The organism is Rhizohabitans arisaemae, assembly GCF_025996515.1.
Classification (GTDB): domain Bacteria; phylum Actinomycetota; class Actinomycetes; order Streptosporangiales; family Streptosporangiaceae; genus Rhizohabitans; species Rhizohabitans arisaemae.
In genome coordinates this window covers 19,511-35,111 of record NZ_BLRH01000009.1, presented here as the reverse complement: position 1 = coordinate 35,111, position 15,601 = coordinate 19,511, and the positions used below count along the sequence as shown (strand labels likewise).

The following is a 15,601-nucleotide window of genomic DNA, read 5'->3' as shown; positions in this document are numbered from 1 at the left end:
TCGTCGGGCGATGAACCAGCCCTCATCTGGCACATGATCTGGCCGGCGCCACAGGATCTGAGGGCATAGACGCCCGTTCTGCCCTGATCGTATCGAACCGTGTCCTGCCTTTGCCGCATACATCAGGAGGAGGCGAGAGTGACGACCCAGCCCACCCCGCTGACGATCGTCGATGCCCTCAGGCTGCGTACTCAGGAGCACGAACGCCGGGAGTTGCGTCGCTGTGACGCGGCCGGGTTCCGAGGGCTGGACGACCGGGAGTTCAGCCGTCTGCTGGCCAGGGCGTGCGCGGATGATCTGTTGCCTGAGGCGTTCGCCGCCGAAGTCACCCGGCGGGCCGGGGCGGGCCGGTTGCGGACGCGTGATCTGCGGGCCCTGCTGCTCGACAGCGCGATCGAGCCCCAGCGCGTGTGGCCGATACGGAAGGCCGCCTGGGTGGCGCTGGCCTTGACCCCTGAGCGTGCCACGGCGGTTCTCACCTTGCAGATCCAGGCGGTGAAGGCGGTGCTTTTGGTGCGTGCTCTGCCGAGCGAGGCCGGGACGGGCTGGTTCGGGGTGCAGGCCGGGTGGCGGACACCCGGCGGGTTCGTTCACGGCCTCGCCGCCTACGCCGACCAGCGCAAAGCCGCTCAGCATCGCGCCGCGCTGAGCCTGCTCGGGCACCTCTGTGCGGTCCAGCCGGTGGCGCAGGAGGCCGGCGACGGCGCGCACTGGGCGCCCGTCGGCGCCGGCGGCGCATTCGCGCCGGTGGCGGTCGAGCCGCCGACCGACGGCTTCCTCGCCGAGCTTCAGCGGGTATGCGCGCAAGCCGTCGTGGCGCCGGCTGTGGTTGCCGAGATCATCGCCCGCGTCCGCGCGGGCGCGCTGGACCCGCAGGCCCTGCACCTGGTGCTCTTCCAGGCGGCGGCGCCGCAGTGGGAGTCAGCCCGCCAGGCCATCATTGACACGATCGCCGCCAAAGGTGGGCCCGCGGCCACGATCCTCAACCTCCACGCCAACGCCATCGGTCGGCCCGCGCCGGTCTACGAGGACATCACCGTTCCGGGAGCCACCCCGGAGACGACGCGGTTCCAGACGCGGGTGAGCTACGATCCCGGCACCGGTGCCGGGATCCTGCTGGTGAGCGGCGGGCCGAAGCGGTCGAGGAAGCAGGCCCGACGCGCGGCCACGGCCGCCCTGCTGGCCGAGGTGGCCGGACTGCCGCTCGCGCTGTACTCGGGCACGCCGAAGGCGGCGACGCCGGTGGGCAGGGTGGCGCCCGATCACCCGGTCAGCGCGCTGAACGATCTCGTCCACGTCGAACTGGTCACCGGTTTGGCGTTCGACGTCTCGACCGGGATCAGCGGCGCCCAGCCGCTGTTCACCTGCCGGGCCGTGTGCCGTTCGAATGGCCGCGATATTCAGGCGGCGGGGGAGGGACTGAGCAAGAGTGCGGCGCGTGAGCAGGCCGCCCGCGCGCTGCTGGCTTTGGTCGTCGCCGATGACGAAGCCCCGCCGGAGACGCCGGTGCGGGCGGTGTCGGCGGTCAAGCCGGTGCCTGCGGGCAAGGACCCCCTCAGGCGGTTGAACTGGCTGCGCCAGACCGGCGTCATCGCCGAGGTCGACCCGCGGTATGCGACCTCGGGCCTGCCGCACCGGCAGGTGTTCACGTGCACCCTGTCATGCCTCCACCAGGGCCAGACCGTCACCGCCCTCGGGCGCGCGGCGAGCAAACGCGCCTCCTACCAGGAGGCCGCGCGGGCGCTGATCGCCAGCCTCGTGCTGATCCCCGCCCTCCCCACCCCGACCTCGGAGCCGGACGTGGCCCCGACGGCTTCAGAGCCGCAGGCGGTTCCGGCGACGGCGGAGCCTCAGCTTGTACCGTCCCCGCGCTCGGCCACCACCCAGGCGCTCACTGTGTCGCCCGCCCAGACGATGGCGGTCGTGCGGCTGGTGGAGGATGTTCTGCGGGCGGGGGCCGCGATGAGCGCGGATCTGAGCCCCGACCTGAGCCCCGACCTGAGCCCCGCGCGGCTGCTGATCTACCACCTGGACGGCAGCCCGCTGCCGGGCCTCGACCCGGCCGCGACGGTGCGGGCGGTGAACGTCGAGCTGGTGCTGCCCGGGATGGGCGTCGGCGTGCGCGTCCGCATGATGACCGCCTGGACGATGCCGCTCAGGCTGCTGGCAGGGATCCTGGCCCGGCTGCCCGAGACTGGACTGCACCCCAGTGCCGCCACCTGGCGTGCCGTCATCTGCCTGGGATTGGACGCCATCGCCGGCCAGCGCGTCTACCCGGGCACCGACCCGGGCGGGCGCGACGCCTGGCAGCTCGGACCGCTCACCCCCGGCCAGCGCGCGACCGCCGCCGGCTTGGCTGCGGCGATGCCGCCGTACGCGCACTGTGTCCCGGCCGCCCGCACCCCCTACCGGCTGTGGGCGCCCCGCATCGTCGTACGGCACGTCCTGGACGCTCTGGCCGACGCGGTCGTGCGCGGCCCGGGCACTGCGTACGCTCTCGGCGCCGCCCCTTACACTGCCCCCTCCCGGCGCCCGCACACCGCGGACCTTCTCTCCTGGACCGACCGCGTCACCACGATCCTCGACCCGCTTCCGCCGCCCGGCCTGGTCGTGACGATCAAACCGCCGCCCGCCAACAGCCCGCACGACACCGAGCTGCTGTGGGCGGTGCTACGGGTCAGAACCACCACGCCCGGCGGCCAGGCCCGGCTCGTCGACGCCGCCGAGTACCTGCCCTGGCACGGTGCCGACCCCGGCGAGCTGGAACGTGTCCGCCGGGCGCTGCGCGCCGCCGCCCGGCTGTGGCCGCCGCTGGCGCGCCTGCTGGAACAGGACCGCCCGGCCCGCTGCACCGTGCATGCCGCCGAAGCCGCGCTCCTGCTCGGCGAGAGAGGCCAGGACCTGGCTCGTGTCGGCATCGAGATCGCCTGGCCCGGCCAGTGGGCCCGCGCCCTGGGTGTGCGCGCCCTGATCGGCGCCCGCTCCACCCGCAGCAATCGCGAAGCCGCGTTCGGCCTGGACAACGTCCTGGACTTCCGCTGGCAGCTCACCGTCGACGGCGACAGCCTGACCGAGGACGAGATGGACATCCTGGCCGCCGACGGCCGCGCCCTGGTGCACCTGCGCGGCCAGTGGCTGCTGGTCACCGAGCAGACCGCCCGCCGCGCCGCCCACCGCGACCTCGGCACGCTGCCCGCGGCCGAGGCCCTGGCCGCGGCGCTCACCGGCAGCCTCGCCATCGACGGCGACCTGGTGGCATGCGAGCCGCTCGACGCGCTCGCCGACCTGGTGGAGTTCCTGCGCGTCGGCACCCACCAGCCCGTCCCCGCGCCCGCCGCGCTGACGGCCACCTTGCGCGACTACCAGCAGCGAGGACTGGCCTGGCTGGCCAACCTCACCCGTCTCGGCTTCGGCGCCTGCCTGGGCGACGACATGGGCCTCGGCAAGAGCATCACCGCCATCGCCCTGCACCTGCACCGCCGCGAGCAGGCCGAACGCGCCGCGCCGACGCTGATCGTCTGCCCGGCGTCCCTGCTCGTCACCTGGGAACGCGAGTTCGCCGCCTTCGCCCCGGCCGTCCGCGTCCGCCGCTACCACGGTCACGGCCGCACCCTGGCGGACCTGTCTGCGGACGAGGTGGTCATCACCACCTACGGCACCCTGCAACGCGACGCCGACCTGTTGGCCGCACAGCCGTTCGGCCTCCTGATCGCCGACGAAGCCCAGCAGGTGAAGAACCACCTGTCGCGGACCGCCCTGCACCTGCGTTCGCTGAACGGCAAGGTGAGGATCGCGCTGACCGGCACCCCCGTCTCCAACAGCGTGATGGAGGCCTGGTCGATCCTGGACTGGGCCAACCCCGGCCTGTTCGGCAGCCCTCGCACCTTCGCCGACCGCTACGCCCGCCCCATCGAGCTCGACCCCGGCGGCGAGCACGCCCGCCGCCTGGCCCGGGTACTGGCCCCCTTCCTGCTGCGCCGCCGCAAGAGTGACCCGCACATCCTCACCGAACTCCCCTCCAAGATCACCAACCGGCGTTGCGTGCCCCTCACCCGCGAACAGGTCGGCCTTTACGAGGTGGTGGCGCGCGAGAGCATGGAGCAGATCCACGCCGCCCACGTGGGCGAGCGCGCCATCTTGGTCCTCACCCTGCTCACGCACCTGCGCCAGATCTGCAACACCCCCGCCCACTACCTGCGCGAAACCCCAGCCCCCGACCGCTATGACCCCGCCGCCGAGCGGCGCCGTTCGGGCAAGCTGGCCGCGCTCGACGACCTCCTCGCCGACGTCGTGGCTGCGGGGGAACAGGCTCTGGTGTTCACCGGCTATGCCGCCATGGGCCGTCTGCTGGAAACCCATCTGCGCGTCCAGGGCATCGAGCCGCTGTTCCTGCACGGCAAGATCCCGCCCGGGCAGGCTCGCCAGGGCCTCGTTGATGCCTTTCAGACCGGCTACAACCCGGTCATGATCCTCACCCTGGGCGCGGGCGGCACCGGCCTCACCTTGACCGAAGCCGCCCACGTGATCATGTTCGACCGGCCGTGGAACCCGGCCGTGGAGACCCAGGCCATCGACCGCGCCCACCGCATCGGCCAGAGCCGCGCTCTGGAGGTGCACCTGCTGCAGACCGAGCTGACGATCGAGGATCGCATCGACGCCCTCCTGGCCCGCAAACGCGCCCTGGCCGACGCCGTCCTGACCGGCAGGGAGACCGCGCTGGCCGACCTGACCGACAGCGAGCTCGTCGAGCTCATCGCCTTGGGAGCACGCTCGTGACCGGCATCACCTCACCGTGGGCGCTGGTCTGGGCGGTAGCGCACAAGCAGGCCACCCGCAGCGACGTCATCCTCCAGCAGGGTCACACGATCCACGCGGGGGGCGGCGTCCCCGCCGCCCTGAGCACCGAACCCGGCCAGGTCAGCGCCGAAGTCACCCCTCGCCACGCCGAGCCCGTGCGCGCCGTCATCCGCATCGCCCTGCTCAGCCCGGACGAGCAGCAGATCATCGCCGCCGCCCTGGCCGCCGGCCCTCACAAGCCAGCCCTGTTGAAAGGACAGCGACCCGCCGCGCTCACCGACCCCGCCCACACTGGCGACATCCCCATCGCACCCCGCGCCGAGCACCTGTCGTTCGCCTGCGACTGCGGGCAGGCGCCCTGCCGGCACACCGCAGCCCTCGGCCACGCCCTCACCCAGCGCCTGCAAGCCAACCCCTCCCTGATGACGACCCTGCGCGGCCTGCCCCACCGGCACCTGACCGGCCTACTGCAAGCACCGGCCCCCGCCGCCCCGGCGACGCCCGCACAACATGACAAACCGTGCACCCCGACGCGTCCTCCACGCCCGGCAGGCCCCCATGTCGCCGCACACCAGGCGTACCGCGGCTACGACCCCAGTGTCCCGCCCCAGCCCGTACCCGCGCGCGAAACCGCCGTCGACAGCAGCGATGGCGCGCGGTCTGCGCAGTTCGCGGACGCCGAGCTGCCCGAGCCGCCAGCGCCCGCCCCGCCCCTGCGGCTGCTGAGCCACCTCACGGCCGAAGCCGCCCGCCAAGCCCAGCAGGTCCTGGACGACGGCGCCCTGTTCGAGACCGACCCGGTCGCCGACGCCGTCCGCCTCATCGCGTCCCTACCGGCCGCAGAACGCGCCGAGATCGTGGCCTACCGGCTCGACATGGAGCTGCACACATTACGCAGCCTCGTAGCCGCCTACGATCTGGCCGGCACACCCGGTATCCACGCCGCCCGCCACCTCTACCCGGACGACCCTCAAGTCCTTCAGCAGGCTGCCGCCGCCATCGCCCCACTCCGCCCAGACCCGGCCGTGCCGCTGAGCATTGCCGACAACCACGTCACCGACCCGGCCGCCGGCATCGAGATCCGTCACGGGCAAGACAGCCGGTGGTATCCCTTCGCCACCGCAGGCCACGACTGGCAACTCGTCGCCTCGGCGAGCGACGACCCGCACAGCGCCTACCAGAGTGCGCTCACCGCCCTCCGCACCCGCCCGCGGTAGGGCGCTCTGCCCTCACCCCGCAACGGCCGCCGCGGCGAAAGGGCCGGGGAGGCGAGTTCGAGCGCGGGAATCGAATCGGCTTCAGCGGAGGCCGGTTGGCGCTGCCGAGCTCTCCTGCTCAGCCCGAGCTCCGCCTGGTGGTCCACGGCTGCCCGCTTTCTCGATACTCCTCGACAGGGATCGGGTGGACCCCTGGACGCATCCGGGAGGTGTACAGCCGTCCGTAGAGCCGGTCGACCTCGTGCGCGACGAGTCTCGCTTGGCCGTCCACGAAGCATGTGATCATCTGCTGCCCGTTCGGCATGGTGTGCTCGACCTCCAGGCCCCGCACGTCGAAGAAGCTCAGGCAGCCCTCGTACTGCTCGTCGGAGTCCGCGGCCTCGGCGACTACTCGTGGGTTGAGCAGCAGGATCGGTTCGGCGTCGGGGTCGGGGTCGGGGGGATCATGATCGCCGTGGCATGGCCGATGCCGATCTGCGGTGCGGCCAAGCCCATGCCCTTGCCGCTCTCCTGACTACGCCTTCGCACGCGGGATGAGTTCGTGATGTCGAGGATCGCGTTCCACGGTTCGCCCGGGGCGGGAGAGAGCGATCGTCGCGGCCCGGGCATGCCGGTGGCCCGCGCCTGCTCAGGCGGGGTCGATGGGGTAGCGGTAGGCGAGGTCCCATTGGTAGGTCGGCAGGATGTAGCGGGTCACCTTGACGGCCCGCTCGTCTGCTGTCCAGCCGATCTGGATGACGTCGTAGACCCGCTGCTCTACGGTCATTCCCAGGAACGCCGCCTCTTCCCGGGTCGGGGGCCGGACGCGCAGCTGTTCTTCGAGTTCAACCTGGGCGTGGCCGAGTTCGGCCAAGCGGCTGCTGATGCCGCCGATGCCGGGGTCGCGTTCGGCGATCGGGGTGCCGTCTGCGATGGCGCGCGGGATGTAGCTGATGGCGATCTGGATCGGGACGTCCTGGGCGCGCATCCGGCGGTGCCTGACGATGACACTATCGCTGTCGGGGTCGACGCCGAGGATGGCGGCGATGTGCTTGGGCGGCCTGCCGGGGCCGATGGTGTTGACGGAGTCGAGCTCGTAGGCCAGGTCGACGAGCTCGGCGGCGAGGGCGCCGCGGACTCCTCCGCGTTCACGGTGGGCGCGGCTGTGCCGGGTGGCGGCGTTGCGCAGGATGGGCGGCAGTGGGTGGACGCGGGTGCCGACACCCATTTCCACGTGCAGCAGTCCCTCGTTCTTGAGGATCTTGAGGGCCTTGTTCACTGTGGCGCGGTGGACGCCGAGGTCGGTGGCGAGCCGGTCCTCGGTAGGCAGCAGCGTGCCGCGCGGGTAGAGGCCGTCGGCGATCGCGGCGCGGATGACGTCGGCGACCTCGTGGTAGCTGCTGGGGCTCATGGGCACACCCTAACGCGAATAAGTACTACATACTCCATTGACCTCGCCCCGGAGGTCGGTTATGCAGTATGTAGTACAAAGTGCGTCTCGGATTTTGCAGCAGATGCCCGCACCGTGGCCCGACCGGCCGCCACCATCAGTACCTCACCGTCCTGACCGCCGGCCGAGCCGAAGCAGCCAGGACATCCACGATCACGCCCCCTTCCGGGGCGCAAGGGGAAGGAACCCAGGTGGCCGAACCCACCAGCAGCACCCGCGACCAGGAACTGCGCGACCAGATGACCGACGCGCTCGTCGACAGCGGCATGATCGCCTCCAAAGAGGTGGAGGAGGCCTTCCGCCGGGTGCCGCGGCACCTGTTCGCGCCCGAGGTGTCGATCGAGAAGGCTTATGACGGGGGCCGTGCGCTGATCACCAAGCGCGACGAGCACGGCGTCTCGATCAGCTCGATCAGCGCGCCGAGCATCCAGGCCACGATGCTGGAGCAGTCCCGGCTCGGCCGCGGGATGCGCGCCCTGGAGATCGGCTCCGGCGGCTACCACGCGGCGCTGATGGCCGAGATCGTCGGTCCCGACGGCACCATCACGACGATCGACATCGACCCCGACATCATCGACCGCGCGCACGTCGGCCTCGAACGCGCCGGCTACACCGCGACGGTCAAGCTCGCCGACGGCGAACTCGGCGACCCGACGGGCGCGCCGTACGACCGGATCATCGTCACTGTCGGCGCCTGGGACATCCCGCCCGCCTGGACCGACCAGCTCACCGACGACGGCATCCTCACCGTCCCGCTGCGGATGAACGGCCTGACCCGCTCCATCGCCTTCCGCAAGCAGGGCGACGTACTGGTCGCCGACTCCGCTGAAATCTGCGGCTTCGTCGCCATGCAGGGCATCGGCGAGCACAACGAGCAGCTCATCCTCCTACGCGGCAGGGAGGTCGGCCTGCGCTTCGACGAGGGCGAGCCGGCAGACCCCTACCTGCTGACCGGCGCCCTGGACGGCCCCCGCGCAGAGGCGTGGAGTGGCGTCACCGTCGGCCGCAGCGAATCTTTCGCGGGCTTGCAGCTCTGGCTGGCCTCGACCCTTGCGGGGTTCGCCACGATGTCGGTGGACCCCGAGCTCGACACGGGCGCGGTCGCGCCGAACAACCGGATCGCCTCGCCCGCCATCGTCGCCGGTGACAGCTTCGCCCACCTCGCCGTCCGCCCCGCTGGCGACGCCGGCGTCGAGTTCGGGGCACACGGGTACGGTCCGGCCGGGCCCCCACTGGCCGAGCGGCTGGCCGGAAGCGTCGCCCGGTGGGACACCGAGCAGCGGCACGGCCCCGGCCCGGCCATCACCGCCTACCCCGCCGACACCCCCGTCGAGCAGATGCCCGGCGGTTTCGTCCTCACCAAGCGGCACCGCCGCCTCTTGATCTCCTGGCCGCAGTCCTGAGCTCCCGCCCAGGCTGACCGCCAGGTGGATGGCACCACCCGACCCAGAGAAGGAGTCATCATGGCCCCCACCGCCGACGCCACGCTCGCCGCCGCCATGCCCGCCTCGGCCGATGAGTTCACGCTCGACGTCCGCGCTGTCTGGGCCGACCAGCCGGTCGCCGCGCTGCAGCGCTCCACCAGCGACAACTGCGGCAGCACCTGCAGCGGCACCGCCTGCAATACCTCCATGTCGGACGTCTCCTAACGAGAAGCCGGAACCGGCGCGCGCCTCATTTTCCCGAGGGGCGCGCCGGTGCGGCGCCACGACCCGGGAACCGGCTGGAGGCAGACGATGACGCTGTACCGGCACGACGGCACCACCCTGTTCCGCGCCACCACCCGCGACGGTCTCGACCTGCCGCGACTACCTGACCTGCACGGCGACGCCCACGCGTGCCGGGCCTGGCTTGATGAGGTGTGGACGACGGCGGGGGTCCGCCGTCTCGTCGAGCACGCCAACCCCGGCCTCGCCGCCGAGATCGGCAAGACCCTGAGCGAGGACAGGCCCTTCGCACCGCGTCGCCTGACTGCCGCTCTGGCCTGCTACCTGCTGCGCTGGCACAGCCGGGTAACCCCGTTCGGCCTGTTCGCCGGCGCGGCGTGGGCTGAGACCGGCACGGAGATCTCAGTCAGGTTCGGGCCGCACCATCGCGCTACCGCCTGCGCTGACGCCCTCTGGCTCGCCGCGGTGACCACGCGGTTAGAGGCATGTCCCGACCTGCTCGACCGGCTCACCGTCGTCGCGGCCACCACCACCGAGCGAGGCGGCCGGCTGGTCGCGGACGGACGGCCGCCGACGAGCTCGCGGACCGTCCTGGCCGCCGAGCAGGTCACCGCCCGGATAACCGGCCCCGTGCGCTTCGTCCTGGACCACTCCCGCCGCCCCATCCCCTTCTCTGACCTGACGGAGCTGCTGGCCGGCCGCTATCCCGCCACCGGCCGCGAGCAGATCGCCGCGCTGGTGGCCGGGCTCGTCACCAACGGCTTCCTGCAGACCCGTCTCACCGCGCCACAGACCGCCGCCGACGCCCTCGCGCACGTCAACCGGGAACTCGCCCGCGTCCGCGCTGACGAGGTTCCCGAGATCGGGCCGCTGGTCAAAGAGCTGCGCGCCGCACAAGACGACCTCGCCCGGTACAACCGGTACGCCCTGTGCCATCACCCTCAGACCGCCCACCTGCTCCGCCTGCACGCCGGCGACCGGATGCTCGGCCTCTGCGGCACGGCCCCGCAGCCGCTGGCCGTCACCGTCCAACTCGACGCCGACGTCACAGTTCCGGCGGCCGTGATCGGCGAGGCGCAGAACGCTGCCGACGCGCTGCTCAGGCTGACCCCATACCCCTACGGTCACCCTCGCTGGAAGGGCTACCACCTGGCGTTCCGCCGCCGATACGGGCCCGGCGCGATCGTGCCGCTGGCCGACCTGGTCGCCGACAGCGGGCTCGGCCTACCCGCCGACTACCGCGGCTCCGCCCACCACCATCCACCGCAGCCGGTCACCGGCCGCGACCACCGGCTGCTCGCCCTCGTGCAGGAAGCTGGCCTCGACGGCGCCGCCGAGATCGAGCTCGACCAGGCGCTGCTGGGCCAGCTCTCGGTCGGTGACCCCGGTGACATGCTGGTGCCGCCTCGAATCGAGTTGGCGTTCCGCCTGCATGCCGCCACGCCCGCCGACGTGAGGGCGGGCCGCTTCCGCCTGGCCGTCACCGGTGTGCCTCGCCCGGCCAGTAGCATGATGGGCCGCTTCGCCGCCCTGGGCGGCGAACGCGATCGGGCCGCGCTCACCGCCTCCTACGCCGCCACCAGCCATCCCGGCGCGGCCGCCGCCCAGCTCTCCTTCCCCGCGCGGCGCTGGCACAGCAGCAACGTCACCCGCGTCCCGCGCCTGCTGGAATCAGCGATCGCGGTGAACGAGCCCATCGACGGAGGCTGCGCGACGATCGCACTCGACGACCTGGCGGTGACCTCCGACACCCGCCAGATGTACCTCCTGCGCCGCTCGACCGGAACGCTGATCGAGCCCCGAGTGCTCCACCCGCTGGAGGCCGGCACACTCACCCCGCCGCTGGCCCGCTTCCTGGCCGAACTCCCGATCGCCCGCTGCGCGGTCTACCAGGCTTTCGACTGGGGCGCCGCCGCCCGGCTGCCGTACCTGCCGCGCCTGCGGTACGGCAGGACGGTCCTGTCGCCCGCACGCTGGCTCCTGGCCGCCGCCGACCTGCCCGGCATGTCCGCGCCGCACCGGGAATGGGAAAGCGCCTTCACCGCCTGGCGGGAGCGGGCGCGCGTCCCGGCCCATGTGGAGCTGTGCCAGCACGAGCAGCGCCTGCCTCTCGATCTTGGCCAGGAAGGGCACCGTGGTCTGCTGCGCGAACGGCTGCACCGGGTGAACCGGATCGAGTTGCGCGAAGGCAGCACCCCGGGCGAGCTCGGTGCTGTCGGCCGCCCCCACGACTTCGTCCTCGGCTTGCACGCCACCCGCCCCACCCCGATCCCGCCCCCGGCGCTCCAGCACGCTCCCGCCCGAGCCACCGGCCCCGACATCGGCCATCTGCCCGGTTCGCCTCACTGGCTGCACGCCCGAGTCCTGGCCCATCCTCACCGGCACGACGAGATCGTCGCCGGGTATCTGGCCTCCTTCTGCCCCGCCGTCGACGGACGGCTGTGGTGGTGGCAGCGCTTCCGGGACCTGGCCCACCCCGACCGGGGCGGCCACCTCAGCCTGTACCTGGAGCTGGACGGCAGTCCCGGAGCCTACGGCGCCGCTGCCGCACGGGTCGCCTCTTGGGCCGCGGACCTGCGGCAAGCCCGGCTCGCCGCGGACGTCGAGCTGGCCTCCTACCAGCCGCAGGAGGGCCGCTTCGGCGACGGGCCCGCGATGCGGGCCGCGCATCAGGTGTTCGCCGCCGACGCCGCCGCGGCCGCCGCCCAGATCCAGACGGCGACCCGTGCAGGCATTGCGGGGGAGGTGCTCGCGGCGGCGAGCATGCTCGACCTGGCCCTCGGCTTCTCGGCCACCCCCGGCCAGGGGCTGCGCCGGCTCGTAGACCTCCTGCCGGGACGACGCCGCCCGGAGACGCGGCAGGCCGAAGACGCGCTCCGCGCCGACGCGGTCCGGCTGGCCAACCCGCACACCGGCTGGAGCGACCTGGCCCGCCTGCCCGGCGGCGCGGACGTGCTCGCTGCCTGGGCCCGGCGCTGCCCGGTGCTGGCCGCTTACCACCGGCTCCACCCGTCCGGGCACACCGATGAGCTCCTTCGCGTCCTGCTGCGCGCCCACCACCACCGCGCCCTGGGCGTCGACCCCGGCCGCGAGCACGTGGTGCTGCGGCTGGTCCGCGCGGCCGCGCTCCGCCAGAGCGCGCTGGCCGAGCGGGCACGCCCATGACCGGCTCTCCGGCTGCCACCCGGTCGGCGGCCTCGGCGTTGCGCCTCCTCGACGGCATCGACCCGCAGCATTGCACCAGCCCCGGACAGTCCCTCGCCGACGGCGCGGCCGGGATCGCCCTGGCACACATCGAAGCTGCCCTCGCCGGGCACCGGCCATGGGACGCCGCCCACCGGTGGGTCCGGCTCGCCGCCGCCGACCCGGTCCGGGCGGACGCGGGCATCGCGCTCATGTACGGTGCGCCCGCCCTCGCCTTCGTCCTGCACGCCGCCCGCGCCGACGGCCTCGACCGCTACGCCAGCGCACGAACCCAGATGGACGACCTGGTCGACGCCCTCACCCGCCACCGCCTCCAACTGGCCCACGACCGCCTCGATCAGGGACGGCCGGGCACCTTCGGCGAGTACGACCTGCTGTCCGGCCTGACCGGCATCGGCGCCCATCTCCTGCACCACCGGCCCGGCAGCGAACACCTGCCCGGCGTGCTCGCCTACCTGGTACGGCTGGTCACTGAGGAGATCCTTCTCGACGGCGAACGGCTGCCGGGTTGGTGGGTCGCCCACGACCCGTGCCGCGAGCCCATGCCGGGCCCGCGAGCCGGGCACGCCAACCTCGGGATTGCCCACGGCATCACCGGCCCCCTGGCCCTCCTGGCCGCCGCCGCACGCCGCGGCGTCACCGTCCCGGGCCACCGCGAGGCGATCACCGCCATTCTGCGCCGACTCGACACCTGGAAACAGCCCGGCCGCACCGGATCGTGGTGGCCCTACTACTTGACCTTCGACGAACTGCTTACTGGCCACTCCCACCAGCGGCGCCCGGCCCGGCCGAGCTGGTGCTACGGCACCCCCGGCATCGCCCGCGCCCAGCAGGCAGCCGCCATCGCCACGGGCGACACCCGCCGCCAGATGGACGCCGAACACACCCTGGCCGCGTGCCTGGCCGACCCCGCCCAGACACGGATGATTACCGACGCCGGGCTATGCCACGGCTGGGCCGGGATCGTTCAGACCACCGGGCGCGCCGCCCGCGACGCTGCCATACCCCAGCTCGCCGGCCTGCTCACCGCCCGCCTCTCCGGTGCGCTCACCTGCCTGCACCGCATTGGCGCGGCGGGTGGCCCCGGGCTGCTGGAAGGCGCGGCCGGGACCGCGCTCACCCTCCTGTCCACCCGGGGCGGGGAAGAAGAGCAGCCGATCCGGTCGGGATGGGACGCCCTCATGCTCATCAACTGACGGAGGTAGGCATGACCAGCACGCTCAGTACCCCGGCTCACCGGCCGGGCCAGCAGCCGGAGCGGTTCGCCGACGCGGTTCTCGCCGTCCTGGCCGATCCCGTCAGCGCCGTCCCGGCCGATCTCGACGAAACCGAACTCAGCGACGCGATCGCGCTTTTCACCGCCGCCGGCCGTGCCGCCTTGCTCACGCACCGCCCGGACTGGCTGCACATCCGGCTGCGCATCACCGTGTGGGAGGACGCCGAGCGGATCGCCGCAGCGATGATCGGCCCGCTGCTCACCCGCGCCCAGCAAGCCGGGCGGATCGGCGACTGGTGGTTCCTGCGCAAGGCCCCCGACTGGCGGCTGCGCATCCGCCCCGGCCACGACCCCGCCGAAGCCCGATTCGTCGTGGACGTCCTGGCCGGCGGCCTGCTCGCCGCCGGCCACATCACCGGCCACCAGCCCGGCGTCTACGAACCCGAGACCTTCGCCTTCGGCGGCCCGGCCGGGATCGACATCGCCCACGCGCTGTTCGCCGCCGACAGCAGCGCCCTGCTCACCTACCTCGCCGACCCTGCGGACACGACCGCGATCGGCCGCCGCGAACTCTCCCTCATCCTGTGCTCGGCGTTGTTTCGCGCAGCGGGCCAAGACTGGTACGAGCAGGGCGACATCTGGCACCGCATTACGCTCTTGCGCCCGCTGCCCGGCGACGTCGACCCCGGGCAGACCCTGCCCATGCACGCCGACGTGCGCCGCCTGATGACGCTCGACCCCCGAGCGGACGGGCCGCTCGGCTTCGCAGCCGCGTGGGCGGACGCGCTGGCCCGGCAGGGAGCCCGCCTCGCCGAAGCGCACCGTGATGGGCGGCTGGAGCGCGGAATCCGCTCCGTCCTCGCCCACCACGTAATCTTCTCGTGGAACCGGATCGGCCTGCCCGACCGCACCCAGGCCATCCTCGCCCGCGCCGCCCGCGACACGATCATGGACGGCCCGTGAATGGCCACGCCGTACCCGGCCTCATCGCCGAGCGGATGCGAGCAGCACACGCACACGGCCGCCGCGCCCTCCACGCCGCTCTCGAACCGGACGCCGTGCCGGCGTGGGGATGGAGAGGCCGGACGCTCGGCCTGCCGGTCACCACTGCGGCGGGCGCCTCCTGGCTGCGCCTCGCCTGCCACCCTCTCGACCAGGCCGACCTGACGTTCTTCAACGGCAACCTCGACGCCGAGACCGCCATCCCGCCTTCCGTGCCCCGGCTGCGGCTCCTCGGCTGGCACGACTGGGCCGAAGCGCCCTTCCGCTACCGGGCCGAACTCTACGAGCGAGCAGCCAGCAGACCGATCGCCGACAATCCCGTGCTGCGCGACGCGCTCGACGTACCGTCTTCCTGGTGGAACGATGTTCGGGCAGCCCTCGCCGCAGTCGAACAGGTCCCGACCAGGCGATTCACCGTCCACCAGCACTGGCTCGGCTACATCATGCCCCGACACCTCGGCGCCGGAGTCGATACCCGGGTGTCGGCCTGGTCCACGGCGCACGGTGACTTCCACTTCGCCAATGTGTGCGGTCCGCAACTGCTCATCCTGGACTGGGAGGGGTGGGGGCTCGCGCCCGTCGGCTACGACGCAGCCGTCCTCCACACCAACAGCCTTCTCCAGCCATCCGCGGCAGCGTCCATCCGCCGTTCACTCCCGGTGCTGGACACGCCAGAAGGCCGCTTCGCCGAGCTGGTGGCCGTCAGCGAGCTCCTGCACAACAACGGCGGCCACGACGTGGGGAACGAGTTCGTTGGGGCAGTTCACGCGCGAGCGAAACAGCTATACACAGCGACACCGTGTCAGCGCCCGCCTGCCTGGCCATCGCGGCGACCTCGGCCACCGCCCGAAGGCGGGCTCCGGCAAGATCTCCGGTCCTCCTCACCATGACATCCTTCGGGCCGATCGCCCACCCCTGCTCGGGGAGGAACACGCAACGGGGATCAGCGTGGGAACAGCGGCAGACGAGCGATTGGGCGGAGAGCCGCAAGTCGGAGGTGCCCTGGATCATCAGGCTGATCAGGTCGGCAACCAGAAAGGCGCGTTGCCAGTGGGTGGTTCGGTCTGGG

11 protein-coding genes are annotated in these 15,601 nt (G+C 72.5%); 9 read left to right on the top strand and 2 right to left on the bottom strand.

What is annotated here, in order from left to right; genetic code table 11:
* Nucleotides 1–138 precede the first annotated feature (138 nt).
* Both RUR_RS01240 and RUR_RS01235 read left to right on the top strand, forming a co-directional pair.
* Complete coding sequence (locus RUR_RS01240; protein ID WP_283132954.1) at nt 139–4,776, top strand: SNF2-related protein; 4,638 nt, start codon at nt 139–141, stop codon at nt 4,774–4,776.
* Nucleotides 4,773–6,014 carry a hypothetical protein gene (locus RUR_RS01235; protein ID WP_283132953.1) on the top strand — a complete coding sequence of 414 codons (1,242 nt, stop codon included), beginning with the start codon at nt 4,773–4,775 and terminating at the stop codon, nt 6,012–6,014. The genes RUR_RS01240 and RUR_RS01235 overlap by 4 nt, the downstream gene beginning before the upstream one ends.
* Nucleotides 6,015–6,132: 118 nt before the next feature.
* On the opposite strand, the gene RUR_RS01230 is transcribed toward RUR_RS01235, so the two are convergent.
* Nucleotides 6,133–6,420, bottom strand: a complete 288-nt coding sequence (locus RUR_RS01230) for a peptide deformylase (RefSeq protein ID WP_283133981.1) — start codon at nt 6,418–6,420, stop codon at nt 6,133–6,135.
* Between RUR_RS01230 and RUR_RS01225 the strand changes: the two genes are divergently transcribed.
* Nucleotides 6,322–6,528 carry a hypothetical protein gene (locus RUR_RS01225; RefSeq protein ID WP_283132952.1) on the top strand — a complete coding sequence of 69 codons (207 nt, stop codon included), beginning with the start codon at nt 6,322–6,324 and terminating at the stop codon, nt 6,526–6,528. The genes RUR_RS01230 and RUR_RS01225 overlap by 99 nt on opposite strands.
* Nucleotides 6,529–6,642: 114 nt before the next feature.
* On the opposite strand, the gene RUR_RS01220 is transcribed toward RUR_RS01225, so the two are convergent.
* The gene (locus RUR_RS01220; protein ID WP_283132951.1) at nt 6,643–7,404 is read right to left on the bottom strand and encodes a GntR family transcriptional regulator; all 762 of its coding nucleotides are present in this window, start codon (nt 7,402–7,404) and stop codon (nt 6,643–6,645) included.
* Nucleotides 7,405–7,634: 230 nt separating this feature from the next.
* On the opposite strand from RUR_RS01220, the gene fxlM reads away from it, so the two are divergent.
* The 6 genes from fxlM to RUR_RS01190 all read left to right on the top strand — a co-directional run bounded on the left by fxlM (nt 7,635) and on the right by RUR_RS01190 (nt 15,422).
* Nucleotides 7,635–8,846 (top strand): methyltransferase, FxLD system, encoded by a 1,212-nt coding sequence (fxlM, locus tag RUR_RS01215; RefSeq protein WP_283132950.1) that lies wholly within the window; start codon nt 7,635–7,637, stop codon nt 8,844–8,846.
* A gap of 60 nt (nt 8,847–8,906) precedes the next feature.
* Entirely contained in the window at nt 8,907–9,092 is a 186-nt protein-coding gene (locus RUR_RS01210; protein WP_283132949.1) for an FxLD family lanthipeptide, read from the top strand.
* Between the two features lie 87 nt (nt 9,093–9,179).
* A complete protein-coding gene (locus tag RUR_RS01205) occupies nt 9,180–12,275 on the top strand; it encodes a lantibiotic dehydratase (protein WP_283132948.1) in 3,096 nt (1,031 codons plus the stop codon).
* Nucleotides 12,272–13,510, top strand: a complete 1,239-nt coding sequence (locus tag RUR_RS01200) for a lanthionine synthetase C family protein (protein ID WP_283132947.1) — start codon at nt 12,272–12,274, stop codon at nt 13,508–13,510. Before RUR_RS01205 ends, RUR_RS01200 begins: the two co-directional genes overlap by 4 nt.
* An 11-nt stretch (nt 13,511–13,521) precedes the next feature.
* A complete protein-coding gene (locus RUR_RS01195) occupies nt 13,522–14,493 on the top strand; it encodes a thiopeptide-type bacteriocin biosynthesis protein (RefSeq protein WP_283132946.1) in 972 nt (323 codons plus the stop codon).
* Nucleotides 14,490–15,422 (top strand): hypothetical protein, encoded by a 933-nt coding sequence (locus RUR_RS01190; protein ID WP_283132945.1) that lies wholly within the window; start codon nt 14,490–14,492, stop codon nt 15,420–15,422. Before RUR_RS01195 ends, RUR_RS01190 begins: the two co-directional genes overlap by 4 nt.
* Nucleotides 15,423–15,601 lie beyond the last annotated feature (179 nt).